Source organism: Bradyrhizobium sp. SZCCHNR1051, from assembly GCF_032489615.1.
GTDB lineage: Bacteria > Pseudomonadota > Alphaproteobacteria > Rhizobiales > Xanthobacteraceae > Bradyrhizobium.
Genome location: NZ_JAUEYJ010000009.1, coordinates 167,326 through 191,310 on the forward strand (window position 1 = coordinate 167,326; position 23,985 = coordinate 191,310).

Annotated in this window: 22 protein-coding genes and 1 pseudogene; 11 read left to right on the forward strand and 12 right to left on the reverse strand. The window is 66.0% G+C overall.

Annotation, left to right across the window (positions count from 1 at the left end; genetic code table 11):
- Nucleotides 1-34: 34 nt before the first annotated feature.
- A pseudogene (locus QW868_RS13305) lies at nt 35-209 on the forward strand (methyl-accepting chemotaxis protein); the annotation flags it as partial.
- 334 nt (nt 210-543) lie between these two features.
- On the opposite strand, the gene QW868_RS13310 reads toward QW868_RS13305, so the two are convergent.
- From QW868_RS13310 to minC, 4 genes are read right to left on the reverse strand one after another with little or no spacing between them, the layout of a single operon-like run.
- Complete coding sequence (locus tag QW868_RS13310) at nt 544-1,317, reverse strand: thioesterase family protein (protein WP_316230720.1); 774 nt, start codon at nt 1,315-1,317, stop codon at nt 544-546.
- Between the two features lie 21 nt (nt 1,318-1,338).
- The gene (gene minE, locus QW868_RS13315; protein ID WP_315716282.1) at nt 1,339-1,614 is read right to left on the reverse strand and encodes a cell division topological specificity factor MinE; all 276 of its coding nucleotides are present in this window, start codon (nt 1,612-1,614) and stop codon (nt 1,339-1,341) included.
- Entirely contained in the window at nt 1,611-2,426 is an 816-nt protein-coding gene (gene minD, locus QW868_RS13320; RefSeq protein ID WP_315736140.1) for a septum site-determining protein MinD, read from the reverse strand. Before minD ends, minE begins: the two co-directional genes overlap by 4 nt.
- A gap of 20 nt (nt 2,427-2,446) precedes the next feature.
- Entirely contained in the window at nt 2,447-3,136 is a 690-nt protein-coding gene (gene minC, locus QW868_RS13325) for a septum site-determining protein MinC (protein ID WP_409999111.1), read from the reverse strand.
- A 524-nt stretch (nt 3,137-3,660) separates the two neighbouring features.
- Here minC and QW868_RS13330 point away from each other — a divergent pair.
- The 4 genes from QW868_RS13330 to QW868_RS13345 all read left to right on the forward strand — a co-directional run bounded on the left by QW868_RS13330 (nt 3,661) and on the right by QW868_RS13345 (nt 9,400).
- On the forward strand, nt 3,661-4,296 hold the full coding sequence (locus QW868_RS13330; protein ID WP_315736138.1) for a hypothetical protein: 636 nt from the start codon (nt 3,661-3,663) through the stop codon (nt 4,294-4,296).
- A gap of 45 nt (nt 4,297-4,341) precedes the next feature.
- Nucleotides 4,342-5,952, forward strand: a complete 1,611-nt coding sequence (locus tag QW868_RS13335; RefSeq protein WP_316230721.1) for an ABC transporter substrate-binding protein — start codon at nt 4,342-4,344, stop codon at nt 5,950-5,952.
- Between the two features lie 131 nt (nt 5,953-6,083).
- Entirely contained in the window at nt 6,084-7,616 is a 1,533-nt protein-coding gene (locus tag QW868_RS13340) for an ABC transporter substrate-binding protein (protein ID WP_316230722.1), read from the forward strand.
- Between the two features lie 212 nt (nt 7,617-7,828).
- Nucleotides 7,829-9,400 (forward strand): ABC transporter substrate-binding protein, encoded by a 1,572-nt coding sequence (locus tag QW868_RS13345; protein WP_315736135.1) that lies wholly within the window; start codon nt 7,829-7,831, stop codon nt 9,398-9,400.
- An 81-nt stretch (nt 9,401-9,481) separates the two neighbouring features.
- Here QW868_RS13345 and QW868_RS13350 read toward each other — a convergent pair whose 3' ends face one another.
- The 5 genes from QW868_RS13350 to QW868_RS13370 form a co-directional block, all read right to left on the reverse strand.
- On the reverse strand, nt 9,482-10,450 hold the full coding sequence (locus QW868_RS13350; RefSeq protein WP_315736134.1) for a nitronate monooxygenase family protein: 969 nt from the start codon (nt 10,448-10,450) through the stop codon (nt 9,482-9,484).
- 141 nt (nt 10,451-10,591) lie between these two features.
- Complete coding sequence (locus QW868_RS13355; RefSeq protein ID WP_316230723.1) at nt 10,592-11,218, reverse strand: hypothetical protein; 627 nt, start codon at nt 11,216-11,218, stop codon at nt 10,592-10,594.
- Complete coding sequence (locus QW868_RS13360) at nt 11,218-11,799, reverse strand: YqaA family protein (RefSeq protein WP_316161100.1); 582 nt, start codon at nt 11,797-11,799, stop codon at nt 11,218-11,220. Before QW868_RS13360 ends, QW868_RS13355 begins: the two co-directional genes overlap by 1 nt.
- Nucleotides 11,800-11,868: 69 nt before the next feature.
- Nucleotides 11,869-12,270 (reverse strand): phosphoribosyl-ATP diphosphatase, encoded by a 402-nt coding sequence (hisE, locus tag QW868_RS13365; RefSeq protein ID WP_315736132.1) that lies wholly within the window; start codon nt 12,268-12,270, stop codon nt 11,869-11,871.
- A 103-nt stretch (nt 12,271-12,373) separates the two neighbouring features.
- Entirely contained in the window at nt 12,374-12,775 is a 402-nt protein-coding gene (locus QW868_RS13370; protein ID WP_315736131.1) for a hypothetical protein, read from the reverse strand.
- Nucleotides 12,776-13,051: 276 nt separating this feature from the next.
- On the opposite strand from QW868_RS13370, the gene QW868_RS13375 reads away from it, so the two are divergent.
- The 5 genes from QW868_RS13375 (at nt 13,052) to QW868_RS13395 (ending at nt 20,110) form a co-directional block, all read left to right on the forward strand.
- On the forward strand, nt 13,052-14,116 hold the full coding sequence (locus tag QW868_RS13375; protein ID WP_316230724.1) for an ABC transporter substrate-binding protein: 1,065 nt from the start codon (nt 13,052-13,054) through the stop codon (nt 14,114-14,116).
- Between the two features lie 88 nt (nt 14,117-14,204).
- Nucleotides 14,205-15,995 (forward strand): glucan ABC transporter ATP-binding protein/ permease, encoded by a 1,791-nt coding sequence (locus QW868_RS13380; protein WP_316230725.1) that lies wholly within the window; start codon nt 14,205-14,207, stop codon nt 15,993-15,995.
- Nucleotides 15,996-16,168: 173 nt separating this feature from the next.
- Complete coding sequence (locus QW868_RS13385) at nt 16,169-17,584, forward strand: D-alanyl-D-alanine carboxypeptidase family protein (protein ID WP_315777843.1); 1,416 nt, start codon at nt 16,169-16,171, stop codon at nt 17,582-17,584.
- 191 nt (nt 17,585-17,775) lie between these two features.
- On the forward strand, nt 17,776-19,467 hold the full coding sequence (locus QW868_RS13390) for a long-chain fatty acid--CoA ligase (RefSeq protein ID WP_315797711.1): 1,692 nt from the start codon (nt 17,776-17,778) through the stop codon (nt 19,465-19,467).
- 157 nt (nt 19,468-19,624) lie between these two features.
- Complete coding sequence (locus tag QW868_RS13395; protein WP_315758853.1) at nt 19,625-20,110, forward strand: peroxiredoxin; 486 nt, start codon at nt 19,625-19,627, stop codon at nt 20,108-20,110.
- Nucleotides 20,111-20,239: 129 nt separating this feature from the next.
- Here QW868_RS13395 and rnhA read toward each other — a convergent pair whose 3' ends face one another.
- From rnhA to ispH, 3 genes are all read right to left on the reverse strand, one after another.
- Entirely contained in the window at nt 20,240-20,704 is a 465-nt protein-coding gene (gene rnhA / locus QW868_RS13400; protein WP_315736125.1) for a ribonuclease HI, read from the reverse strand.
- On the reverse strand, nt 20,701-21,675 hold the full coding sequence (locus QW868_RS13405) for a homoserine kinase (RefSeq protein WP_316230726.1): 975 nt from the start codon (nt 21,673-21,675) through the stop codon (nt 20,701-20,703). Before QW868_RS13405 ends, rnhA begins: the two co-directional genes overlap by 4 nt.
- Nucleotides 21,676-21,823: 148 nt before the next feature.
- The gene (gene ispH / locus QW868_RS13410; RefSeq protein WP_315716301.1) at nt 21,824-22,792 is read right to left on the reverse strand and encodes a 4-hydroxy-3-methylbut-2-enyl diphosphate reductase; all 969 of its coding nucleotides are present in this window, start codon (nt 22,790-22,792) and stop codon (nt 21,824-21,826) included.
- A 267-nt stretch (nt 22,793-23,059) separates the two neighbouring features.
- Here ispH and QW868_RS13415 point away from each other — a divergent pair, with 267 nt between their 5' ends.
- Nucleotides 23,060-23,752 carry a DUF1013 domain-containing protein gene (locus QW868_RS13415; protein ID WP_315736123.1) on the forward strand — a complete coding sequence of 231 codons (693 nt, stop codon included), beginning with the start codon at nt 23,060-23,062 and terminating at the stop codon, nt 23,750-23,752.
- Nucleotides 23,753-23,985 lie beyond the last annotated feature (233 nt).

Here is a 23,985-nt window from a genome sequence, read left to right on the forward strand (position 1 = left end):
CTCAAGTTTAGAGCAATATTGATAACTCCACGGCCAAGCGGCACAGTGCACCAACGAGGTGTCGTCCAACATCACCGAGGTGCAGCACGGCTGCCAACGAGAACGGCTCGGCCTCGTCCCAGGTGCTGTCGGCGGCGCAGTCGCTGTCACAGGACAGCAACCGGCTGAAGCTGGAGGTGGGACGATTCTTGAACACGGTGCGGGCGGCGCAAGAGCGAAATCGTTCGTCGTTGAACTCGTTCACTCGCGACAACGGCAGTGTGTTCCCTCTCCCGCTTGCGGGGGAGGGCTAGGGAGTGGGCCGCTCCAGCGGCGGTGTGCGTGGCGTCCCCTCTCCAACTCTCCCCCGCAAGCGGGGGAGAGGGCGCAGCGGAGCTTGGCGCGGGGTTGATCGGTTCACCGGAAACGAAGCAGGCAACTGCCGATCACCGGCCCAACTTAATAACACCTCGCCGCGGCGCGCCGTTGGAAACGAAGCAGCGCCGGTGCGGTGATCAGTTCGCCAACTCGCTGTGAACGCAATCCGGACGGCTGACCGCCCCCTCACCGCTTCTCGATCACGAGGCTCTGCACCACGCGGCCGAAATAGCCCCTGACATCACCCAGCCGCGCCATCGCCAGACCGGCGCCGTCCGGGCCGATCCAGCTTTCGGCATCGAGCAGGATCCAGTCGCCGACCGGCTCGCGGGCCATGTTCACGGTGAGGTCGGCGTTGAGGAAGGTGTAGCTGTGGAAGTCGAGAGCAGCGGAGGTGCCGTTGCAGAAGTCGCTCGCGACCACGGCGCGCATCGCCTGCGACACGGCGTGGCCTTCGACCAGCGGCCAGTCGACGCGGTACCAGATCGCGCCGGGTCCCTTGACGCCGAACCGGCCGCGCGCGGCGCGCAGGGTCATGCCGCGCACGAACGGGCTGGTCGAGAAATCCGCAGGCTCCGGCAACGCATCGTCAGGACCGACCAGATCGACCGGCAGCTCGCGGACATCGTCCGGAAGCGGCACGGCATCCTGCCTGATCTTGAGCACCGTCGCCGTGACCACCACCGTATCGCCGGCGCGCAGCCGCACCGCGCAGAGCTGGATTTTGCGGCCCTCGCGCAGCACATCGGTCTCGATGAGGAGCTCTGCGAGCGGCACCGGGCGCATCAGGTCGATGGTGACGCGGGCGATGCGCATCGGCGACGTCGTCGGAATGCGCTCGGCCGCCCATACGGCCAGCGCCGACGGCGCGGACCCGTGTTGCATGGTCGGATCCCACGGTCCTGCAGCATCGGAGCTGACGGCGACCCGATTGTCCGCGATGCGGAAGATCGGCCGCATCAGCGCGCGCCTCGCCACGTCTCAGCCGGCGCTGGCAAAGGCGCGGTCGGCGCCATTGGGCAGTTCGATGTCGACCTCGAGCGTCGAGACATGCTTTCCCCGATCCATGCGAACGATGACCTTGTCCGGATCGAGTACCACATGGCGCGAAACCACGGCGAGGATTTCCTCGCGCAGCTGCATCAGGAGATCGGGCTGTCCGCGCAGGCTGCGCTCATGCGCGAGCAGGATCTGCAGCCGCTCCCGCGCGACAGGCGCGGAGGCCGCACGCCCCGTAAAGAGCCGCAGCACGCTCATGCAGCCCTCCGTCCCAAGAGCAGGTTCATCAGGCCCTTGCGCTCGGTCGGGATCTGCATCTCGACCTCCTCGCCGAGGAGGCGGCGCATCGCATCGTGATAGGCGCGCGCGGGGGCGCTCGCGGGGCTGTTGAGCGTCACGGGACAGCCGACGTTGGAAGCGCGCAGCACGTCCTGGCTCTCCGGCACGATGCCGAGCAGCGGCGTCGCGAGAATCTCCAGCACATCCTCGATCGACAGCATCTCGCCGCGCGCGGCGCGGCCGGCATCATAGCGCGTGATGAGAATGTGCTTCTCGACGCGCTCGCCGTTCTCGGCGCGCACCGTCTTGGAATCGAGCATGCCGATGATGCGGTCGGAATCGCGCACCGACGACACCTCCGGATTGGTGACGATGACCGCCTCGTCGGCATAGCGCATCGCCAGCATGGCGCCGCGCTCGATGCCGGCCGGGCTGTCGCAGATCACCCAGTCGAACGTCTTGCGCAATTCGGCGATGACGCGGCCGACGCCGTCCTCGGTGAGCGCGTCCTTGTCCTTGGTCTGCGAGGCCGGCAGCAGCCACAGATTTTCCAGCCGCTTGTCGCGGATCAGGGCTTGCGGCAGCTTGGCGACGCCGTGCACGACGTTGATGAGATCGAACACGACGCGGCGCTCGGCGCCCATGACCAAGTCGAGATTGCGCAGGCCGACGTCGAAATCGACGACGACGACCTTCTCGCCGGCCTGCGCCAGCGCCGCGCCCATCGCCGCCGTCGTGGTGGTCTTGCCGACGCCACCCTTGCCCGACGTCACTACGAGTACTTTCGACATGTCACGAATCCTCCTGCTACTCAGTTCAATGCAACGATCTTCATGGAATGACCTTCGAGCCGCGCCTGCGCGGCCCGGCCGCGCAACGCGGCGTCGATCTGCTCGGCCGTCTGGTAGTAGCCGTCGATCGCGACCAGCTCGGCCTCGATCTTCTGGCAGTAGATGCGCGCCGCCGCGTTGCCGTTGATGCCGGCCATCGCGCGACCGCGCAGCGCGCCATAGACGTGGATCGAGCCGCCGGCGACGATCTCGGCGCCCGACGACACCGCGCCGAGCACGGTGACGTCGCCGTCGGGAAACACGATCGACTGGCCGGAGCGCACGGGCTGGTCGAGCAAGAGCGACGTCGGCTGCTGCAGCTGTGGCTTCTCCGGCTCGATCTCCTGCACGGCGCAATGACGGCCGCCGGACAACAAGGGGGGCATGCCGAGCGACAGCCGGCCCTGCTCGACGCCTTCAAGCCCGAGCACGCGGATGTTGCGCGACTCGATGCTCTTGATGAGGTGCGTGATGGCGAGCGGGCTCAGATCCACCGCGGAGAGATCGAGCACGATCGGCTTGCCGACGAAGAAGCCGGGCGAGCCCGCGAGCGTTGCATCGAGCTCGCTGAGCCAGTCGGCAATCGGCACCACCGGCGAAAACACGAAGGCTACGTAGGAGCGCCCGCGCAGACGAATAACAGGACGCACCGTTTCAGCGCTGGCACTCATGACCATCCGACCCAACCTTCTTAGTGATTGGTTAACTGTCGGCGCCAGATGGTTAACGGATGGTTAAATCGACGCTAAGCCGCTCAAAAATCGACAGCGGCCCGCCCGACATAGTTCGATGATGATCGAATCAAGGCGCAATCTTGGCATCAATGAGACGCAATTCATGAGCATCTGCGTCAAGACCTATCATGCCTCATTTTAATCACATCATGATGATAACTTTAACGTACATATAATTCGGAACCGACGACTTTAGGAGGTTCCGATCGATTGACACTCGTCAGGGGGCGGGGCATGGGATCGATAGAGGCGCCCAAGGCACGGCAAACGTGCCACGGCGCCTTGCAGGAAGGGACCGCTGGCGTGCGATCGTTGATCGACGCGAAACGTCTGATTCTGCGAGTGATTCCGTGTGGACTGAAGTGGCAGACCAGCTCCCGCTCTTCGTTTGAAACTAGCTCTCATACGAACCGTGGCAGAAGCGTATCAGTTTCCGGAATCGAGCGTCAGAGGAGTAGCGTATGAGTTCGTTGAGTGAACAGAATCCGATGAACCCGCAGGACCCGCTGCACTACGCACCGCGGTGGCTGCGCGAACGTCCGGAAGCCGCGCGTCTATCTCTCGTCGGTGACAATGCCAAGGCAGCGGAGGCGGCCGAGCGTCCCGCTTCGGGACAGCAAGGACCGCTCGATGCTCGCCTGGAGACCGCCGTGTTCGAATCCCTTCGTCAGTCGCTGAATCCGCAGGTCATGCGCGAGCCGCCGGATCTGGAGCGCGAGCGCGACCGCCGCTCGGTCGTGTTCAAGGTGGCTGGCCGCTTCGCCGCCGCAACCGGCGTCGCCGCCGTCGTCGCGCTGTTCTTCGTCAACATCGTGCCGGTGTGGCGCCAGCCCGACGCGAGCTCGTCCTTCGTCGCCGCCGTGCAGTCGATGAAGACGCTGCCACCGGTCGCCGCCGACGTGCAGGACGCCAAGGCGGACCAGACCAGTGCGCTGCCGGAGCGGGTCGAGCCGCAGGCTCCCGCGCTGTCGCAGTTCAAGTCGCTGCTCGCGGACGCTCCGGCGCCGACGGCAGAGGCCGACACTCCCGAAAAGCCCATGCTGCAGCAGTTCATGCAGTGGAACCAGAAGACGGGTCAGATGGAGCGGGTTCGCTAAACCCTCTACACGACTGATCCGACTTCCAACACATCACAGGCGACGATGATCGACGTCCTACCGCAGAAAGCGGCAGCACGCCGTCCGCTGGCTCATGCCCGTGTGGCAGCCATCCTGCTCGCGTCCCTCGTGGCCAGCGAGGCCGTTGCTGCGCCCGGCGAGAATGTGAGCGTGGCGCGCCAGCTCGGCGGCCGCGTCGGCCCGATCATTGGCGCCGCGCTCGCGTGCCGCGACATCGCCCGGCCGCGCATCCAGGCCATCATCGAGAAATTCCAGCTCGTCATCCGCGAGGCCGCCTCCAGCGAGGCCGACCGTGACGAGCTGACGCGCCTGCTCGACCGCTACGTGGCCGAAGGTCGCAGTCTCGTCACGTCAGGCCGGATGGATTGCGGCGGCGCCGATCGGCAGCTTGCCGATCTCGAACGATCCATCGCCGCGCCGCCTCCGACGCGCGCGAACCTGCCCGCCGTGAGCATCGGACCTGCGACCGCGCAGGCCGCGACCGTACCGGCGCAACTGCTGCCGCCGGCCGGCAACGTGCGCGGAGTGACGCAGAGCGAGATCAAGCTCGGCATGGTCATTCCCTACAGCGGACCGGTGAAGGAGAGCGGCCGGCTGCTCAAGATCGGCGTCGAGGCGGCGTTCAATCGCGCCAACGAGGCCGGTGGCGTCAACGGCCGCATGCTGAAGCTCGTCACCGCCGATGACGGCTACGATCCCGCGCGCACGCTGGATGCGATGAAGCTGCTCTACGAGAAGGAGCAGGTGTTCGGCTATATCAGCAATTTCGGCTCGGCCACCGCCGCGGTCGCCATCCCCTACGCGCTCGAGCGCCGCACGCTGTTCTTCGCGCCCTATACCGGCGCCAACGTCGTGCGCCACGATCCGCCCGACCGCTACGTCTTCAACTACCGGCCGAGCTATGCCGAGGAGACCGACGCGCTGGTCCATTATCTCGTGAAGATGCGAAGGCTGCATCCGCGCCAGATCGTCGTGTTCGCGCAGAATGACGCCTTCGGCGACGCGGGCTTCGCCGGCGTGGCCAAGGCGTTCCGCACGCTCGGCGCCAGCGACAATTCGATCGTGCGGGTCAACTACCCGCGCAACACGGTCGAGGTCGACGACGCCATCAATCAGTTGAAGCTGCTGAAGACCCCGGTCAAGGCGGTGGTGATGCTGGCGACGACGCGCGCCGCGGCCAAATTCATCGAGAAGGCCCAAGGCGTATTTCCGGGCGTCATCTTCGCCAACATCTCCGCGGTCGCGGGCTCGGCGCTCGCCAGCGAGCTGATGCTGCTCGGACCGCGCTACGCCGAGGGCGTGATCGTCAGCCAGACCGTGCCCGGCGTCGCCGGCTATTCGAGCCTGGTCCTCGAATACAAGAACGCACTTGCGAAATACGCCCCGGGCGAGCCGGCCGACTACACCTCGCTCGAGGGCTACATCGCCGCGAGCATCCTGATCGAGGGACTGAAGCGCGCCGGTCCGAACTTTGATACCGAGCAACTGGTCGAAACGCTCGAGAATATGCGCAACATCGATCTCGGCCTGGGCACGCAGCTCGGCTTCGGCCGCGCCGAACACCAGGCTTCGCACAAGATCTGGGGCACCGCGCTGGACGACAGCGGCATCTATCAACCCGTCGAACTTGAATAGGATACCGCTAGAGGCAAGACAGCCTCAACTACCACGACAAAAGAGCGACAGTGAAACCCGACATTAATTCGAAATGCCACGAATAGTAGAACGAAGAGGGTTGGAAACAAGCTGAGCAGGTGGAAGGTTCGATGGCCGTGCGTTGGTCCGCGTTGATCATCGGGAGTGTTTTCGCAGCTCCCTTGAGCCCCGCTTTGGCGGCGGCTCCCGACGTCGTCCGGGAGCTTGGCGGCCGGGTTGGGCCGATCGTGGGACAGGCGTCCGCCTGCCCGGACATCGCGCAGGGCCGGGTCCAGAGCATCGTCGACAAATTCCGCGAAGCCATCCGCCAGGCGACGAGCAATGACGGCGAGCGCGATCAGCTGACCCGCAGCTTCAATGGCTACATCGCCGAGGGCCGTAGTCGTACGGGCGCCTCGCAGGCGACCTGCGCCGCCGCGGAGCGGCAACTGACGGAGCTCGAACGCTCGCTCGGCCAGCCGGCTGCGGCGACGGCCCCGATCACACCGGTCAAGGCCGAAGCGACGACTGGCGCCGTCACCGCGGGTCCCGTGCGCGGCATCACCGACCGTGAGATCCGCTTCGGCATGGTCCTGCCGTTCTCCGGCATCCGCAAGGAGACCGGGCGTCAGATGCGCCAGGGCATCGAGGCCGCGTTCGCACGCACCAACGATGCCGGCGGCGTCAACGGGCGCATGCTCCGTCTCCTGGCGGCCGACGACGGCTACGATCCGAACCGCACGCTGGCGGCGATGACGCAACTCTACGACAAGGAGCAGGTGTTCGGCTTCATCGGCAACGTCGGCACCGCCAACTCGCAGGCGGCGATCCCCTATGCGCTGGAGCGCCGCACGCTGTTCTTTGCGCCGAACACCGGCGCAGCAGTGGTGCGACGCGATCCGCCGGATCGCTACGTCTTCAACTATCGGGCGAGCTACGCCGAGGAGACGGCCGCGCTGGTGCGCTACCTGATCAGGATGAAGCGCGTCTCGCCCAAGCAGATCGCCGTGTTCACCCAGCAGGACCCATTCGGCGACGACGGTTTCGCCGGTGTCGCGAAGGCCTACCGACAGTTGAACCTCGGCGAGGCCGTGACGCGCATCAACTATCCGCGCGCGACGATGGACGTGGAAGAGGCGGTCAATCAGGTCAAGGCGCACAAGCCGGGACTCAAGGCGGTCATCATGGTGGCGACCGATCGCGCCGCCGCGAAATTCATCGAGAAGACGCGCGACGCGGTGCCGGGCCTGATCTACGCCAACGTGTCCGCCGTCGGCTCGACCTCGCTCGCGACCGAGCTGAAGCTGCTCGGTCCGCGCTTCACCAACGGCGTCATCGTCACGCAGGGCGTGCCGGCGGTTTCGGGCTATTCGAGCCTCGTGCTCGACTACAAGAACGCCCTGGCCAAATACGCGCCCGGCGAGGCGCCGGACTACACGTCTCTCGAAGGCTATATCGCGGCGACGATCTTGATCCAGGCGCTGAAGCAAACCAGCCCGCTCGACACCGAGCGCCTGGTCGACACGCTCGAATCGATGCGCAGCCTCGATCTCGGCCTCGGCACGACGCTCGCATTTGGACGCGCAGAGCACCAGGCCTCGCACAAGATCTGGGGCACTGCACTCGACGAAACCGGCACGTATCAGGCAATCGAACTTGAGTAGAATTAGCTTCGAAGGGGAAGAACTGGTGAAGACGTTTCGTTAGCAGGTCCTAAAGTATGATCGGAAAAAGGCGTGTCGGGTTACCGAAATGGTCATGCTCTTAGGAAAGGCTGGTCTGTGCATGGTGACGGTATTATGTCTTCTCCGTCGCAGACACGGCGTCAATTCACCAGGCGGAAGACCTGGATGGGGTCCAAAGTGGGATAGTGGCAATGAACTTTCGTTGTAGCGTGTTCTTGGTTGCGGCATTGCTCGCAACGCCCGCCAGCGCGGCGGGCACCAATGCGGATGTGGTGCGTAATCTTGCGAGCCGGGTCGGGCCGATCGTGGGAGCAGCATCCGCCTGTCAGGCGATCGACCAGGGCCGCGTTCAGGCCATTGTCGACAAGTTTCGCGAGGTGATCCGGGAGGCCTCCACCGGCGGCTCGGATCGTGACGAGCTCACCCGCGTCTTCAACGGCTACGTCGCCGATGGACGCAACCGCGTGGGGGCGGCGCAGACCGACTGTAACGCCGCGGGCCGCCAGCTCGCCGAGCTCGAGCGCTCGCTCGGGCAAAGCGCGCCGAGCCAGACCGCCACCAGCCTCGCCGGGGTGATCGCCCCGTCCGCGGCCGTGGCTGCGACGGCACCGACCGCGACACTGCCGCCAGCGTCCACCACCAACGTGCAGGGCGTCAACGCCAACGAGATCCGCTTCGGCATCGCCGCTCCGTTCTCGGGCGCTGCCAAGGAGCTCGGCCGGCAGATGAAGATGGGCATCGAGGCCGCCTTCAACCGCGCCAACGACGCCGGCGGCATCGCCGGGCGCTCGCTGCGGCTCTATTCGGCCGACGACGGCTACGAGCCGTCGCGGACGCTGGACGCGATGAAGCAGCTCTACGAGAAGGACAAGGTGTTCGGCTTCGTCGGCAATGTCGGCACCCCGACCTCTGCCGTGGCGATGCCCTACGCCCTGCAGCGCCGCGTGCTGTTCTACGGCGCGTTCACCGGCGCCAACCTCCTGCGCAACGATCCGCCGGATCGCTACGTGTTCAACTATCGCGCCAGCTACGCCGAAGAGACCGACACCGTCGTTCGCTATCTGGTCAAGCTGCGCCGCCTGCCGGCCAAGGACATCGCCGTGTTCGCGCAGCAGGACGCCTATGGTGATGCCGGCTTCTCCGGTGTGGCCAAGGCCTTCCGCTCGCTCGGCCTTGCCGACACGGCCATCTTGCGCCTCAACTACAAGCGCAACACGGTCGACGTCGACGACGCGGTCAACCAGCTGCGGGCATTGAAGAACCCGCCCAAGGCGATCGTGATGGTCGCAACCTATCGCGCAGCGGCGAAGTTCATCGAGAAGACACGCGATCTGTTCCCGCACATGATCTACACCAACGTCTCCTTCGTCGGCTCGACCGAGCTCTCGGACGAGCTGATGCTGCTCGGTCCGCGCTATGCCAGCGGCGTCATCGTCACCCAGGTGGTGCCGGCCGTCGGCGGCTATTCGAGCGCCGTGCTCGAGTACAAGAGCGCGCTCGAGAAGTACTTCCCGGGCGAGGCACCGTCCTACGTGTCGTTCGAAGGCTACGTCTCGGCCAACGTGCTGGTCCAGGCGCTGCGCCGGGTCGGCCCGCAGCTCGACACCGAGGCGCTGATCGACACGCTGGAGAACATGCGTGACATCGATCTCGGTCTTGGCGCCAAGCTCGGCTTCGGCCGCGCCGAGCACCAGGCCTCGCACAAGATCTGGGGCACGGCGCTCGACGAGCGCGGCAAGTTCCAGGCGATCGAGCTGGAATAGCTCGCCCGCTTGTTGCGGCCTCAACAAAAAAGCGCGACAGCCCTGGCTGCCGCGCTTTTCTTTTGTCCGTCGCGGAGCCGCTTAGAGCGGCGGATCGATTGCTTCGTCATATTCCTTCTTGAAGCGCGCGATCAGCTCGGCGGCGGGCAGCACGTCCTTGATGGCGCCGATGCCCTGCCCTGATCCCCAGATCTCCTTCCACGCCTTCGGCTTGGCGCGCTCGCCCGAAGCATCGGTGCCAAAGCTCATCTTCGACGGATCAGAGGTCGGGAGATTGTCCGGATCGAGGCCGGCTGCGACGATCGACGGCTTCAGGTAGTTGCCGTGCACGCCGGTGAACAGGTTCGAATAGACGATGTCGTCGGCGCCCGAGCTGGTGATCATCTGCTTGTAGCCTTCGACCGCATTCGCCTCCTTGGTGGCGATGAAGGCCGAGCCGATATAGGCGAAGTCGGCGCCGAGCACGCGCGCGGCACGGATGGCGCGGCCGTTCCCGATCGCGCCCGACAGAGCGATCGGGCCATCGAACCAGCTCCGCGTCTCCGCCACGAAGGCAAACGGCGAGATCGTGCCGGCATGTCCACCGGCGCCCGCCGCGACCAGGATCAAGCCGTCGGCGCCCTTCTCGATCGCCTTGTGCGCGAAGGTCTGGTTGATGACGTCGTGGAAGACGATGCCGCCCCAGCCATGCGCCGCCCGGTTCAGCTCCTCGCGCGCGCCGAGCGAGGTGATCATCATCGGCACCTTGTACTTCTCGCACAGCGCGAGATCCTGATCGAGCCGGTTGTTGGAGCGATGCACGATCTGGTTGACGGCGAACGGCGCCGACGGGCGTTCCGGATGCGCGCGATCATAGGCGGCGAGCTCCTCGGTGATGCGCGCCAACCATTCGTCGAGCAGCGCGGCCGGCCGCGCGTTGAGCGCCGGAAACGAACCGACCACGCCGGCCTTGCACTGCGCGATCACCAGGTCGGGCACGGAGATGATGAACAGCGGCGAGCCGATCACCGGGATCGACAGGCGGCCCTTGAACAAGGCGGGCATGGACATGGATGGGAATTCCTCTTCGTGAAATGCGGAAACGCTCGTGATCGCGAGCATGCCCGACATCATGCCGTGATGGCAATTCGCTCGCAGAGGGACCGGAAAAGCCCGATCAGGGTCTTGCGTTGAGGCGCTGGCGTGCCGGCGTCATTGGCAGAGCGCCGAGGTCACGTAGGTGTCGGTGCGGCAATCGCCCGGCTTGCGCTGGCGACCGGGGATCAGCACCCTCGCCGAGCAGGTCTCCGCGGAATCGGTGTTGAGGCTCTTGCCTTCCTTGTAACCCTTGCCCTGGCACAGCCGGTCGGCGCCAAGCTTGCAATCCGGCGTGGCGTTGGCGGCGATCGGACAGACGATGCGGCCGGAGATCATGGTCGAGGGCTTGGTGAGCCGCGAGAGCGTGTCACTGGTCTCCTTCAGCACACTCGGTGCGGCGTCGCCGCCGTTCGGGGCAGCCGGCCGGTCGGCTTGCCGCGGCGGGCCTGCGGGAGCGCCGGCCGTCTCGCCTTCGTTCGCGGGCGGCTCAGCCGTGGCCTCCGGACGCTTCAGCGGAATGATCGCCATCTTCTCGAACAGCTTGCCGAACTCCTCCACCAGACCCGGATTGGAGGACGGCGGCGCCGGCTGGACGGCAGGCGCCTGCTGCGGCGGCTGTTGCGGCGCTTCTCGCAGCCCCAAGGAAGGCGTCGTTTGCGCCGATGCCGCGGCGGCGGAGAGAACCGAGACGACGACGAGCAGCGCCGCCCCTGCCCCCGGCCCCGGGCGCAGCGGCCGCATCAGATCAGCTTCACGGCGACGACGAAGCCGGCCACCAGCACGGCCGCGCCGATCGCCACCCACAGGCCGAGATGCTTCTCGATGCGCACCCTGATCCATTCGCCATAGCGGTTGAGCAATATCGCGGCGATGAAGAAGCGGCCGCCGCGCGCGATGATCGAGCAGACGATAAACAGAAACAGATTATAGCCGGCGAAGCCCGACGTGATCGTGACCAGCTTGTAGGGGATTGGCGTCAATCCCTTCACCAGGATGATGACGGCGCCCCACTCGGCATAGGAGGCACGGAACGCCTCGACCTTGCCGCCGAGGCCGTAGAGCTGGATCAGCCAATGGCCGAGCGAGTCGTAGAGCAGCGCGCCGATGGCGTAGCCGACCAAGCCGCCCGCCACCGACGCCGCGGTGCAGACGCCGGCGAACAGCCAGGCCCGCTGCGGCTTCGCCAGCGACATCGGGATCAGCATCACATCCGGCGGCACCGGAAAGAACGAGCTTTCAGCGAAGGCAACCGCGGCCATGATCCACATGGCATGCGGTTTGTGGGCGGCGTCGATACACCAGTCGTAGATCCGTCTGAGCATGGTGGCGATGAAGCAAACCGGGCAGGATTTGTCCATGGCCCATATGCCGGTCCGAATCGGACCGCCACACTAGTGCCGCTTGCGGATGGTCCGGCTTTCGGCCGCGACGATCGGTCGCCCCGCCACCCGTCCGGGCGCGGCCTTGGCGACCTTCACCGGCGATTTCGGCAGCTTCTCGGCGATGCCGAGCATCAGCTCGCGCCGTTCCATCTCGCGCCAGACGTCCTCGGGCTGGACATCGAGCTCGGCCCATAGCACGGCCAGATTGTAGATCAGGTCGGCGCTTTCGCGCACCACGGCCTGGGCGTCGCCGCCGACGGCATCGATCGCAACCTCGATGGCCTCTTCGGCGAGCTTTTTGGCCATCTTGGCCGTGCCCTGCTGCATCAGCTTGGCCGTGCGCGATCGCGCGGGATCGAGATCCCTGGCCGCCAGGACAGCGCGATAGAGCCGCTCGATCGAATCAGTCATCCCGCCACAATAGTTAAATTCGATGGTCCGCATATTAACGTTCGCGGCGGGCAAGAAAAAATCCGCCGGCGCGGGGCCGGCGGATCGTCTATTCGATCTCACATCACCAATGCGGGTGATGATAATAGCCGCCACCGTAATAGGGGCCGCCGCCGTAATACTGATAGCGCGGTCCGTAGCCGTAATAGGCCGGCCGGCCATAGTAATAGTTGTCCTCGTAGTAGGAACGGCGGTTCTGTGTCGCCGCGATGGCAAGTCCGGTGCCGACGATGCCGGCGAACGCCGCCGCAGCCGCCGCGCCGCCGTTGCCGCGATAGTGGCGCCGGCGCGCGCTGACATCGGTCACGCCGCCATCATTGGCCGCCTTGGCGACGACGCCCTTCTCGGCCGGCGCGGAGCCGGCAAAGGCGAGTGTCGGCTGCACGGCCGTCAAAGTCACCGCGGCCACCGTCGCCAGGACGGTAGCACGGCCAAAGCGTGAAAAACTTCCGCACTGTGCGATCATGTGGATCCTCCGTACAATCTCATCTCGCGTACCAACTCGCGAACTGCGTCCACAGTTCCCCTCGCGAAACCCGAAGTCGAAGCCGCAAATCGCCGCAGGCCTTACTCATGGACCGTTCACATTCGATCCGACATGATCAGGCACCGCCGGCCCCGAGCGGCAGCGACACAGCGACATTGTCACGAAATTGACATATCGATCCCGCGACGGCCGGCGAACTGATTAGAATACCGGCGTGACAAGACCGGTACGGCCTGCGAATACCGGCGTGACATGATGTGCATGCGACGACCCGTCACCCTGCTTGCTTTGGCGCGCTTGGCGCTCCTGGCGGCCTTCGTGGTGCCCGCGTGGCTGTCAGATCACGAGGCCCTCGCAGCGGAGCCGAAACGTCCGGTCGCCGTCATGTTCGCGCTGGATCGGCCGCTCGATGGCAGCATGGCGCCACTGGTCCTCGCCGCCAGCCGCGGGCTGTTCGCCACCGAGGGCGTGACCGTCACCATCACCACGGCCAAGGGCTCTCCCGATGCGATCGCGCGGGTGGCCTCCGGCGAGACCGACATGGCGCTCGCCGACATCAACGAGCTGATCCGCTATCGCGACGCGTCCAACAGCCAGCCGGTCAAGGCCGTGTTCGTGCTGTTCAACAGGGCGCCTTATGCGATCATCGCGCGCAGGAGCCGCGGCATCAACGGGCTCGGCGACATCGAAGGCAAGACGCTCGGCGTCGCCGAGGGCGATCTCTCGATCCGGCTGTGGCCGGCGGTCGCGCGGCACAACCATCTCAGGCCCGAGACCATCAAGCTGTCGCGCGTCGGCGCGGCCGTGCGCGAGCCGATCCTGTCGGCCGGCCAGGTCGATGCCGTCAGCGGCTTCTCCTATTTGTCGGCCCTCAATCTGCGCGACCGCGGCGTGCCTGCCGCCGATCTCGCGGTGCTGCGCTTCGCCGATTACGGCTGCGAGGCCTATGGCCATGCGGTGATCGTCAATCCCGGCTTTGCGGCCAAGCAGCCGGCTGCGGTGAAGGGATTCCTGAGCGCGCTGACGTCTGGCCTGCAGCTTGCCATCAAGGACCCTGCCGGCGCGATCGCCGACGTGGTGAGCCGGATGGATGACGGCTCGCGCGAGCTCGAGCTGCAGCGGCTGCAGAGCGTGCTCGTCGACAACGTGCTGACGCCGGACGTCCGCCGCGACGGCATCGGCGGCATCGATCCCGCCCGGTTCGAGCGGGCCCTCGACCAGCTCGCCGAGGACGGCAAATTCCACCACAAGCGTCCGCAACCCGCCGACATCTTCGACGACAGCTTCCTGCCGCCCGCCGACAGCCGGCTCGTCAACTGAGCGCTCGCCGCGGCGGCCGTTCCCTTGCTAACATGGCGCCGCGCGCACCCAGCGCTGGTTCCAACTGTCGACACGAAGCGCCCCGCCCATGTCCCTGCTCCGTATCTATGCCCGCGTGCTCCATCTGCTCGGAAAGGAGGCGCGGCTGGGCTGGTTTCTGGCGATCGCCAACCTGGCCCTCGCGGTGGCACAGTTCGCCGAGCCGGTGCTGTTCGGACGCATTGTCGACTCGCTCTCCGGCAACGCCTCGACCAGCACCGCCTGGCCGCTGCTCGCGGCCTGGGCCGGATTCGGCCTGTTCACGATTTTGGCCAGCGCCTGGGTCGCGCTGCAGGCCGACCGGCTGGCGCACCGGCAGCGCCATGCGGTGCTGACGAGCTATTTCGAGCACATTTTGCAGCTGCCGCTGACGTTCCATTCCGGCACCCATTCCGGCCGACTGATGAAGGTGATGATCAACGGCACCGACGCGCTGTGGAAGCTGTGGCTGTCGTTCTTCCGCGAGCACTTCGCCGCCATCATGTCGGTGCTGGTGCTGCTGCCGCTGTCGCTCTATCTGAACTGGCGGCTCGCGATCCTCTTGTTCGTGCTGTGCGTGGTGTTCACGGTGCTGACGACGCTGGTGGTGCGCAAGACCTACGGCATGCAGAGCGAGGTCGAAGAGCACTACAGCGACCTGTCGGCGCGCGCCTCCGATGCGCTCGGCAACGTCGCGCTGGTGCAGAGCTTCGTGCGCATCGAAGCCGAGGTGCAGGGCCTGCGCAACGTCGCCGGCCAGTTGCTCTCGGTGCAGATGCCGGTGCTCGGCTGGTGGGCGCTGGTGACGGTGATCACGCGCGCCTCCACCACCATCACGGTGCTGGCGATCTTCACCCTCGGCATCGCGCTGCATCAGCAGGGACTGAGCTCGGTCGGCGAGATCGTGATGTTCGTGTCGTTCGCGACCATGCTGATCCAGAAGCTCGAGCAGGTCGTGTCCTTCATCAACAACGTGTTCATGGAAGCGCCGCGGCTGGCCGAGTTCTTCACCGTGCTCGACGCCGTGCCGGCGGTGCGCGACCGCCCCGATGCGATCGACGTCGGCCGGCTCTCGGGCCTGGTCGAATTCAACGATGTGTCGTTCTCCTATGACGGCAAGCGGCCGGCGGTGGAGGATCTCACCTTCACCGCGCTGCCCGGCCAGACCATCGCGCTGGTCGGGCCGACCGGCGCCGGAAAGTCGACCGCGATTGCGCTCCTGCATCGTGCCTTCGATCCGCAATCCGGCTTCATCAAGATCGACGGCATGGATGTCCGCGGATTGAAGCTTGCGGCCCTGCGCCGGAACATCGGCGTCGTGTTCCAGGAGGCGCTGCTGTTCAATCGCTCGATCCGCGAGAACCTCTTGGTCGGCAAGCCCGATGCGACCGAGGAGGAGATTCGCACCGCCGCCGCGCGCGCCCAGGCGCTCGACTTCATCGACCGCGCCGAGCAGGGCTTCGATACCAATGCCGGCGAGCGCGGCCGCATGCTGTCCGGCGGCGAGCGCCAGCGGCTCTCGATCGCGCGTGCGCTCTTGAAGGATCCGCCGATCCTGATTCTCGACGAGGCGACATCAGCGCTCGATGCCGTCACCGAGGCCAAGCTCAACGCGGCGCTCGACGAGGTGATGAAGGGACGCACGACCTTCGTGATCGCGCACCGGCTCTCGACCATCCGCAACGCGACGCGAATCCTCGTGTTCGAGAACGGACGCGTGATCGAAAGCGGAACGTTCGATGAACTCGTCGCCAAGGGCGGCCACTTCGCGGAACTGGCGAAGGCCCAGTTCATGGTGCAGGAGAGCGCGCGCGCGACTCTCGCAGCGCCCGAGCGCGACGGTACCATCGTCAAGACCTGATCGCGGGACGCTTTCATCGTGGAATTGAATGGCTGGCCTCTGTTCGCCAGCGTCGAGCCGGTATAGGTTCGCGGCCTGCCGCAACCGAAGCGGCGCCGGACACGCTTGAAACCCGAAAGCCCGCTTGCCCACCTCGCCGCGCGAGGCGGGTCTCAAAGGACCGGACCAGACCAGTGCAGACGCTTCGCCTGTTGTTCCGCTACGCCCCGATCAAGATCATCGCTCTCGCTGCCGCTCTCGTGCTCACGCCCCGCTGGGCCAGCGCCGAGGCGCTGCTGCTCGTCGAAGCCGATACCGGCAAGGTGCTGGAAGCGCAGAACGCGACCTATCCATGGTATCCCGCGTCGGTCACCAAGCTGATGACGGCCTATGTCACCTTGAAGGCGGTCAAGGACGGCAGGATCACGCTTGACACGCTGTTCACGGTCTCACCGGCCGCGGCATCACAGTCGCCGTCGAAGATGGGCTATCGGCCCGGCACGCAGGTCACCGTCGACAACGCGCTGAAGATGATGCTGGTGAAGTCCGCCAACGACATGGCGGTGGTGCTGGCCGAAGGCGTCGGCGGCTCCATCGACGGCTTCTCGGCGATGATGAACGACACCGCTCGCAAGCTCGGCATGACGCAGACCAGCTACGTCAATCCGAACGGACTGCCGGCCGACGGCCAGATCACCTCGGCGCGTGATCTCGCGATCCTGGCGCGCGCCATCATCCGCGATCTTCCCGAGTACGAATACTTCGTGCACATCCCGTCGATCCGCTACGGCCGCCGCGTCGTGCAGAACTTCAACAAGCTGATCGGGCGCTATCCCGGCGCCGACGGCTTCAAGACCGGCTTCATCTGCGCTTCGGGCTACAATCTGGTGGCGTCGGCGACCCGCAACGGCAAGCGCCTGATCGCGGTGGTGCTCGGCGCCTCCTCGGGACAGATGCGCGCCGTGCGCGCGATCCAGATGCTGGACCGCGGCTTCAACGGCAACCAGTTGAGCTGGCTGAAATCGCCGCTCGGCACAGTCGATCAGTTGGCCCCCGTCGACGCGACGCCGCCCAACCTGCGTGACGACATGTGCAACGGCCGCCGCCACCGACCAGCCAGCGACGACGACGAGGACACCGTTGCCGGCGCCGACGGCGAAGCGACCGGCGGCACCCTGCTCGCCGGCCTGCAGGCGCCGACCATGAAGCCGTCCGAGCTGCTGGCGGCGGCGCCCGTCCCGTCCGAGCCGGTGCTGGTCTACACCGGCCCGACGCGCACCGGCGCGGCGCTGATCGCCGCCGTCGCCGCCGATGCCGACGCTCAGACCCCGGCCAGACACCGCGGCAAGAAGGCGCATGCCGCCGCGCGGAAGGATGCCAAGCCGGCGACCCGGACCGCCGCCAAGACCGATGCGGATGCGAAGGCCGCGGCGAAGCCGGAGGCCAAGCCGTCGGAGGCCAAGCCGGGCGCGGCACGCCACGTCGCCGCCAAGCACGATGCCGGCGCAAAACCGGCGGAAAAGACCGGCTCCGACGCGCCCAAGCCCGCCAAGCCCAAGGCCGCCGCAAAGCCGAAGACGGCCGGCAAGCCCGCGCCGAAGGACGGCTGATCCGGCGCGGCCCATAGGGCCGCAGCCGACTGGGCCCAGCCTCCGCCCGGCCTCCTTACCCTGCCGCTTTCGTCGACACGCCGGCCGCTTGCCTTGAAGGGCCGGAAATTCGATATTGGCCGCCGCCAGCTTCCCGAGCGAGGCTGGCGGACGCCAATACACGAACAAGAGACGATCAGAGAGGAAGGGTCATGGAGCGCATCTGGCTCAAGCACTATCCGGCCGGCGTTCCCGCCGATATCGATCCGGGCAAATACCCGTCGCTCGTCGACCTGCTGGAAGAGAGCTTCAGGAAATTCGCCGATCGCCGCGCCTTCATCTGCATGGACAAGGCGATCAGCTATCGCGAGCTCGACGACATGTCGGTCGCGCTGGGCGCCTATCTGCAGGGCCTTGGGCTGGCCAAGGGCGCGCGCGTCGCGCTGATGATGCCGAACGTGCTGCAATATCCGATCGCGATCTCCGCGGTGCTGCGCGCGGGCTACGCCGTCGTCAACGTCAACCCGCTCTACACGCCGCGCGAGCTCGAGCACCAGCTCAAGGATTCCGGCGCCGAAGCGATCATCGTGCTGGAGAACTTTGCTCACACGGTGCAGCAGGTGGTCGGCCACACGCAGGTCAAGCACATCGTCGTCGCCAGCATGGGCGACCTGCTCGGCTTCAAGGGCGTGATCGTCAACCTCGTCGTCCGCCGCCTGAAGAAGATGGTGCCGGCGTTCTCGCTGCCGGGTGCCGTGCCCTTCAACGATGCGCTCGCGGCCGGCCGCGGCAAGCGCTTCCAGAAGCCCACCATCGGTCCGGACGACGTCGCCTTCCTGCAATATACCGGCGGCACCACCGGCGTCTCCAAGGGTGCCACCTTGCTCCATCGCAACGTCGTCGCCAACGTGCTGCAGAACGATGCGTGGCTGCAGCCAGTGATGGACAAGCCGCCGCATGTCGATCAGCTGCTGATCGTCTGCGCGCTGCCGCTCTACCACATCTTCGCGCTGACCTGCTGCTTCCTGCTCGCGGTGCGCGCCGGCGGCGCCAATCTGCTGATCCCCAATCCGCGCGACATCCCCGGCTTCATCAAGGAGCTGATGAAGTATCAGGTCACCACCTTCCCGGCCGTCAACACGCTCTACAACGGCCTGCTGCATCATCCTGACTTCCGCAAGATCGACTTCTCCAAGCTGAAGGTCTCCAACGGCGGCGGCATGGCCGTGCAGCGCCCGGTGGCCGAGCAGTGGAAGCAGGTGACGGGCTGCAGCATCGCCGAAGGCTACGGCCTGTCGGAGACCGCGCCGGTCTTGACCTGCAACCTGCCGACCTCGACCGAGTTCACCGGCACGATCGGCCTGCCGCTGCCGTCGACCTGGCTGTCGATCCGCGACGACGACGGCAACGAGGTGCCGCTCGGCCAGCCCGGCGAGATCTGCGCCAAGGGCCCGCAGGTGATGGCGGGCTATTGGAACAGGCCCGACGAAACCGCCAAGGTGATGACCGCGGACGGCTTCTTCCGCACCGGCGACATCGGCGTGATGGCCGCGGACGGCGCGATCAAGATCGTGGACCGCAAGAAGGACATGATCCTGGTCTCCGGCTTCAACGTCTATCCGAACGAGGTGGAGGAAGTGATCGCGACCCATCCGGGCGTGCTGGAGACCGCCGTGATCGGGCTGCCGGACGAGAAGACCGGCGAGGTCGTCAAGGCGTTCGTGGTGAGGAAGGATCCCGACCTCACGTCCGAGGACATCATCAAGCACTGCCACGAGCAGCTCACGAACTACAAGGTGCCGAAGCAGATCGAGTTCAGGACCGAGCTGCCGAAGACCAATGTCGGCAAGATTCTGCGCCGGGAGCTGCGCGACGAGAAGAAGAAGCCGGCAGCGGCGGCCTGAGTCCATTGGCGCCGCAAGCGCCGGCATGCGATGAGGGACGTGCGATGACGGATACGTGATCACGGCGGGCCGTTGCCGTTTCCGGCGCGCCGAATAGTGTAGCGCGCACCGCGCAAGACACATTCAAAAGACACATCCAGGGGAAGGAGTAACTCGAATGACCATCCAGGTTGGCGATAAGCTGCCGCAGGCCCAATTCCGCGTCATGACCGGCGAGGGCCCGCAGGTCAAAACCACCGACGACATCTTCAAGGGCAAGAAGGTCGCGCTGTTCGCGGTGCCCGGCGCCTACACCGGCACCTGCCACAAGATGCATCTGCCGAGCATCTTCCTCAACGCCTATGCGCTGAAGGACAAGGGCGTCGACACCATCGCGATCGTCTCGGTCAACGATGCGTTCGTGATGAACGCCTGGAAGCGCGACACCGACCAGCGCGACGAGGCGGTGTTCCTGGCCGACGGCAATGCCGAGTTCACCAAGGCGATCGGCATGGAGCTCGACGCGTCCGGCGCCGGCCTCGGCATCCGCTCCAAGCGCTATTCGATGCTGGTCGAGGACGGCAAGGTCACCAAGCTGAACCTCGAAGCCGCGCCGGGCAAGGTCGAGGTCTCCGGCGGCGACACGCTGCTCGGGCAGCTGTAAGTAAACAACGCACTGCTGCAGATGATCAGTCGTTCCGGGGCGCGAAGCGAACCCGGAACCTCGAGATTCCGGGTTCGACGCTCTCGCGTCGCCCCGGAATGACGATCAAACTCACAACCGTAGAAGACCTCAGCCCCGCACGTTCTTCTGCATCCTGGCCATCGCCACGCCATCGCGTGCCAGTTGATCGGCACGCTCGTTCTCGGCGTGGCCGGCGTGGCCCTTGACCCAGTGCCAATTGACCTTGTGCGGCTTCAGCGCGGCATCGAGCCGTTGCCAGAGCTCGGCGTTCTTGACCGGCTTCTTGTCCGCGGTTTTCCAGCCATTGCGCTTCCAGCCGTGGATCCAGCCGGTGATGCCCTGCCGGACATATTGGCTGTCGGTGTAGAGCTCGACCTGGCACGACTTCTTCAGCGCTTCCAGCGCGGAGATCGCGGCCATCAGCTCCATGCGGTTGTTGGTTGTGTGCGGCTCGCCGCCCTTGAGCTCTTTTTCCTTGTCGCCGAAGCGCAGGATCGCGCCCCAGCCGCCCGGCCCCGGATTCCCCGAGCAAGCGCCATCGGTGTAGATGCTGACGACCGGATGCTCGCTCACGCCACGGCTCCACCGATGCCGTAGTCGCGCACGCTGGTCACCGCCTGGTGGAAGCGCAGCTTGCGGACATATTCGAGCGGATCCTTGGGCTTCACCAGCGCGCCGGGAGGCACGTTGAGCCAGTCCACCAGCCGCGTCAGCAGGAAGCGGATCGCCGCGCCGCGCGCCAGCAGCGGCAGCGCCTCCAACTCGGCCTCCGACAGCGGCCGGACGCGGCCATAGGCGTTGAAGAAGGCGCGCGCCTTGGTGACGTTCAGCGAATGATCGGCCTCGAAGCACCAGGCGTTGAGGCAGATCGCGACGTCATACGCCAGAATGTCGTTGCAGGAGAACGGGAAGTCGATCAGCCCCGAGAGCTTGTCGCCGAGGAAGAACACGTTGTCCGGAAACAGATCGGCGTGGATGACGCCTTCCGGCAGATGCGTCGGCCAGGAGCGCCCGAGATGATCGAGCTCGGCGGAGAGCAGCGCGGAGAGGCCGGCCTGCACCGTGTCGGCGCGGTCGGCGGCCTGCGCGAACAATGACCGCCAGCCGGCGACCGAGAGCGGATTCTTGCGCACCAGCGGGAAGTCGCGTCCGGCCAGATGCATCTGCGCCAGCGCCGCGCCGACGCCGGCGCAGTGGGTGACGTTCGGCTTGCGCGGCCACATGCCTTCCAGAAAGTTGATGATCGCCGCGGGCCGGCCGGACAGGCTCGAATACACCGCCCCGTCGCGGTTGCGGGCGGGCTGCGGACAGCTCACGCCGCGCTCGGCGAGGTGGGCCATCAGCCCCAGAAAATAAGGCAGATCGTCCACCGCCACGCGCTTCTCGTACAGCGTGAGGATGAAGGAGCCCTTGGTGGTGTGCAGCAGGAAGTTGGAGTTCTCGACCCCTTCGGCGATGCCCTTGTAGGAGAGCAGCTCGCCGATGTCGTAGGTCTTGAGGAAGTCCGCAAGCTCGTCGGCGGCGACGTCGGTATAGACCGCCATGCGCTATCCCAGTTATCGAAGTTCGCCTGCCCCCGCCTCTCCGATGCGAACTTCGTCACCGAACAGGCCCGTTGCGCCCTTCATCGCGCATGCGGGCGCCGCGTTCAAGGCCGAGAGGCCGCCGAGGGCGGAAAAGAAGCGGCCGCCTTTACTCGGCCGCGGCTTCCGGCCGGAGCGAGCGCGGCAGCGGGAAGAATTCGTTCTCTTCCGCCGCCGAGACCGTCTCGACATGGAGCACGTAGCGCTCGGCGAAGGCGCCCATGATCTCCTCGACGATCACCTCCGGCGCCGAGGCGCCGGCGGTGATGCCGAGGCTCTTGATGCCCTCGAAGCGCGCCCAGTCGATGTCCGAGGCACGCTGGGCCAGCACGGCAATCGGGCAGCCCTCGCGCTCGGCGACCTCGCGCAGGCGCTGCGAGTTAGACGAGTTCGGCGCACCGACCACGATCAGCGCGTCGACCACCGGCGCGACCTTCTTGACCGCCAGCTGGCGGTTGGTGGTGGCGTAGCAGATGTCTTCCTTGTGCGGGCCCGAGATGTTCGGGAAACGGCCCTTGAGGATCGCGACGATATCCTTGGTGTCGTCGATCGACAGCGTGGTCTGGGTGACGAAAGCGAGGTTGTTGGGATCCTTCGGGGTGAAGGTCGCCGCGTCCTCAGCGGTCTCGATCAGCGTCACGGCGCCCGCCGGAAGCTGGCCGACGGTGCCGACCACCTCCGGATGGTGAGAATGGCCGATCAGCAGGATCTCGCGACCGCGCTTGAAGTGGATCGCCGCCTCGCGGTGGACCTTGGTGACCAGCGGGCAGGTCGCATCCAGGGAGAAGAAATTGCGCGCCTGGGCCTCGGCCGGAACCGATTTCGGCACGCCATGCGCCGAAAATACCACCGGTGCGTTGGTACTGTCGGGAATCTCCGCCAGTTCCTCGACGAAGATGGCGCCCTTGGTCTTCAGGCTGTCGACGACGTATTTGTTGTGCACGATCTCGTGGCGGACATAGACCGGGGCGCCATAGATGGCGAGCGCCCGCTCCACGGTGTCGATGGCGCGCACCACGCCGGCGCAGAAGCCGCGCGGCGAGCAAAGCACGATTTTGAGGTCTGGTTTGGCTGCCATGGGGCTGGTCTAAGCTGATCTTTGCGGGCTGGTTTCGGCGACCACGGACCCCCGGGCCGGCAAGCGGGGGCGGTCGATACGCGAGGAGCTTGGGTCTGACACTGGTTTGGGTAGGACTTGGGACTGCTTTCGAGCGCTGTCAAGGCCGTTTTCTCCAGGCCATTGCGCCATGCCCCCGGGACGGCTTATATAGGGCCAATTCCCGTCATCGCCGATGACCGCAGGTTTCGCCTCCAGGGCCGGGGCGGAGCACAAAGGAGATTTGCCATGAGCAACGCCCCGCTGATGCCGAAGGCAACTGCCGTGTGGCTGGTCGACAATACTGCCTTGACCTTCGACCAGGTCGCCGATTTTACCAAGATGCACCCGCTCGAGGTGCGCGCCATTGCCGACGGGGACGCCGCCCAGGGCATCAAGGGCATGGATCCGATCTCGACCGGGCAGCTCACCCGTGAGGAGATCGAGAAGGCCGAGCGCGACCCGAATTACCGGCTCCGGCTGCAGGAGAGCAAGGTGGTGCTGCCGCCGCAGCCCAAGCGCAAGGGCCCCCGCTACACCCCGGTGTCGCGCCGCCACGAGCGCCCGAGCGCCATCCTCTGGCTGGTGCGGAACCATCCCGAGCTCAAGGACGCCCAGATCATGCGCCTGGTCGGCACCACCAAGACCACCATCGCCAGCGTGCGCGACCGCACCCATTGGAACGCGCAGACGCTGACGCCGATGGACCCGGTGACGCTCGGCCTGTGCTCGCAGATCGAGCTCGACTTCGAGGTCCAGCGTGCCGCCAAGGAAAAGCCGCTCGACGCCAATTACAGCGGCGCCACCCTGCTCCCGGCCTCCGAGACCACGCGCAAGGACGAGTACGAGCCGGCGGGCCGCGACGAGGACGATCTCAACGTCGACGCCGTGTTCGCCAAGCTCAAGACCATCGGCGGCAAGAAGCAGGACGACGAGGAGTAGGACGCGGGCGTCCGTCTCTGGATCGCCAAAGGCGCGTGACACGCCCTTCGCTGCCGTCCCGGCGAACGCTGGGACGCACAGCCACAGGATCGCGCAACTGCCCGAGCCGGTTGTGACTAAGCCTTCCGTTCCTGGCTCGCGCTGCGGCGTATGGGTCCCGGCTCAAGGCCGGGACGACAGCCGTGGTCAGGCCCGAGACCCGCGACCAACGAACCTCCCAAAAAAATGGCGCC

Bases quoted from the DNA above. Each gene is read 5' to 3' on its own strand.
- ispH (WP_315716301.1), bottom strand. From the start codon at position 22,792: ATGGCAGCCAAACCAGACCTCAAAATCGTGCTTTGCTCGCCGCGCGGC.
- QW868_RS13360 (WP_316161100.1), bottom strand. From the start codon at position 11,799: ATGCTCAGACGGATCTACGACTGGTGTATCGACGCCGCCCACAAACCG.
- QW868_RS13405 (WP_316230726.1), bottom strand. From the start codon at position 21,675: ATGGCGGTCTATACCGACGTCGCCGCCGACGAGCTTGCGGACTTCCTC.
- QW868_RS13395 (WP_315758853.1), top strand. From the start codon at position 19,625: ATGACCATCCAGGTTGGCGATAAGCTGCCGCAGGCCCAATTCCGCGTC.
- QW868_RS13415 (WP_315736123.1), top strand. From the start codon at position 23,060: ATGAGCAACGCCCCGCTGATGCCGAAGGCAACTGCCGTGTGGCTGGTC.
- QW868_RS13340 (WP_316230722.1), top strand. From the start codon at position 6,084: ATGGCCGTGCGTTGGTCCGCGTTGATCATCGGGAGTGTTTTCGCAGCT.
- QW868_RS13375 (WP_316230724.1), top strand. From the start codon at position 13,052: ATGTGCATGCGACGACCCGTCACCCTGCTTGCTTTGGCGCGCTTGGCG.
- hisE (WP_315736132.1), bottom strand. From the start codon at position 12,270: ATGACTGATTCGATCGAGCGGCTCTATCGCGCTGTCCTGGCGGCCAGG.
- minC (WP_409999111.1), bottom strand. From the start codon at position 3,136: ATGAGTGCCAGCGCTGAAACGGTGCGTCCTGTTATTCGTCTGCGCGGG.
- QW868_RS13355 (WP_316230723.1), bottom strand. From the start codon at position 11,218: ATGCGGCCGCTGCGCCCGGGGCCGGGGGCAGGGGCGGCGCTGCTCGTC.
- QW868_RS13380 (WP_316230725.1), top strand. From the start codon at position 14,205: ATGTCCCTGCTCCGTATCTATGCCCGCGTGCTCCATCTGCTCGGAAAG.
- QW868_RS13370 (WP_315736131.1), bottom strand. From the start codon at position 12,775: ATGATCGCACAGTGCGGAAGTTTTTCACGCTTTGGCCGTGCTACCGTC.
- QW868_RS13390 (WP_315797711.1), top strand. From the start codon at position 17,776: ATGGAGCGCATCTGGCTCAAGCACTATCCGGCCGGCGTTCCCGCCGAT.
- QW868_RS13310 (WP_316230720.1), bottom strand. From the start codon at position 1,317: ATGCGGCCGATCTTCCGCATCGCGGACAATCGGGTCGCCGTCAGCTCC.
- minD (WP_315736140.1), bottom strand. From the start codon at position 2,426: ATGTCGAAAGTACTCGTAGTGACGTCGGGCAAGGGTGGCGTCGGCAAG.
- QW868_RS13330 (WP_315736138.1), top strand. From the start codon at position 3,661: ATGAGTTCGTTGAGTGAACAGAATCCGATGAACCCGCAGGACCCGCTG.
- QW868_RS13350 (WP_315736134.1), bottom strand. From the start codon at position 10,450: ATGTCCATGCCCGCCTTGTTCAAGGGCCGCCTGTCGATCCCGGTGATC.
- QW868_RS13335 (WP_316230721.1), top strand. From the start codon at position 4,342: ATGATCGACGTCCTACCGCAGAAAGCGGCAGCACGCCGTCCGCTGGCT.
- minE (WP_315716282.1), bottom strand. From the start codon at position 1,614: ATGAGCGTGCTGCGGCTCTTTACGGGGCGTGCGGCCTCCGCGCCTGTC.
- QW868_RS13345 (WP_315736135.1), top strand. From the start codon at position 7,829: ATGAACTTTCGTTGTAGCGTGTTCTTGGTTGCGGCATTGCTCGCAACG.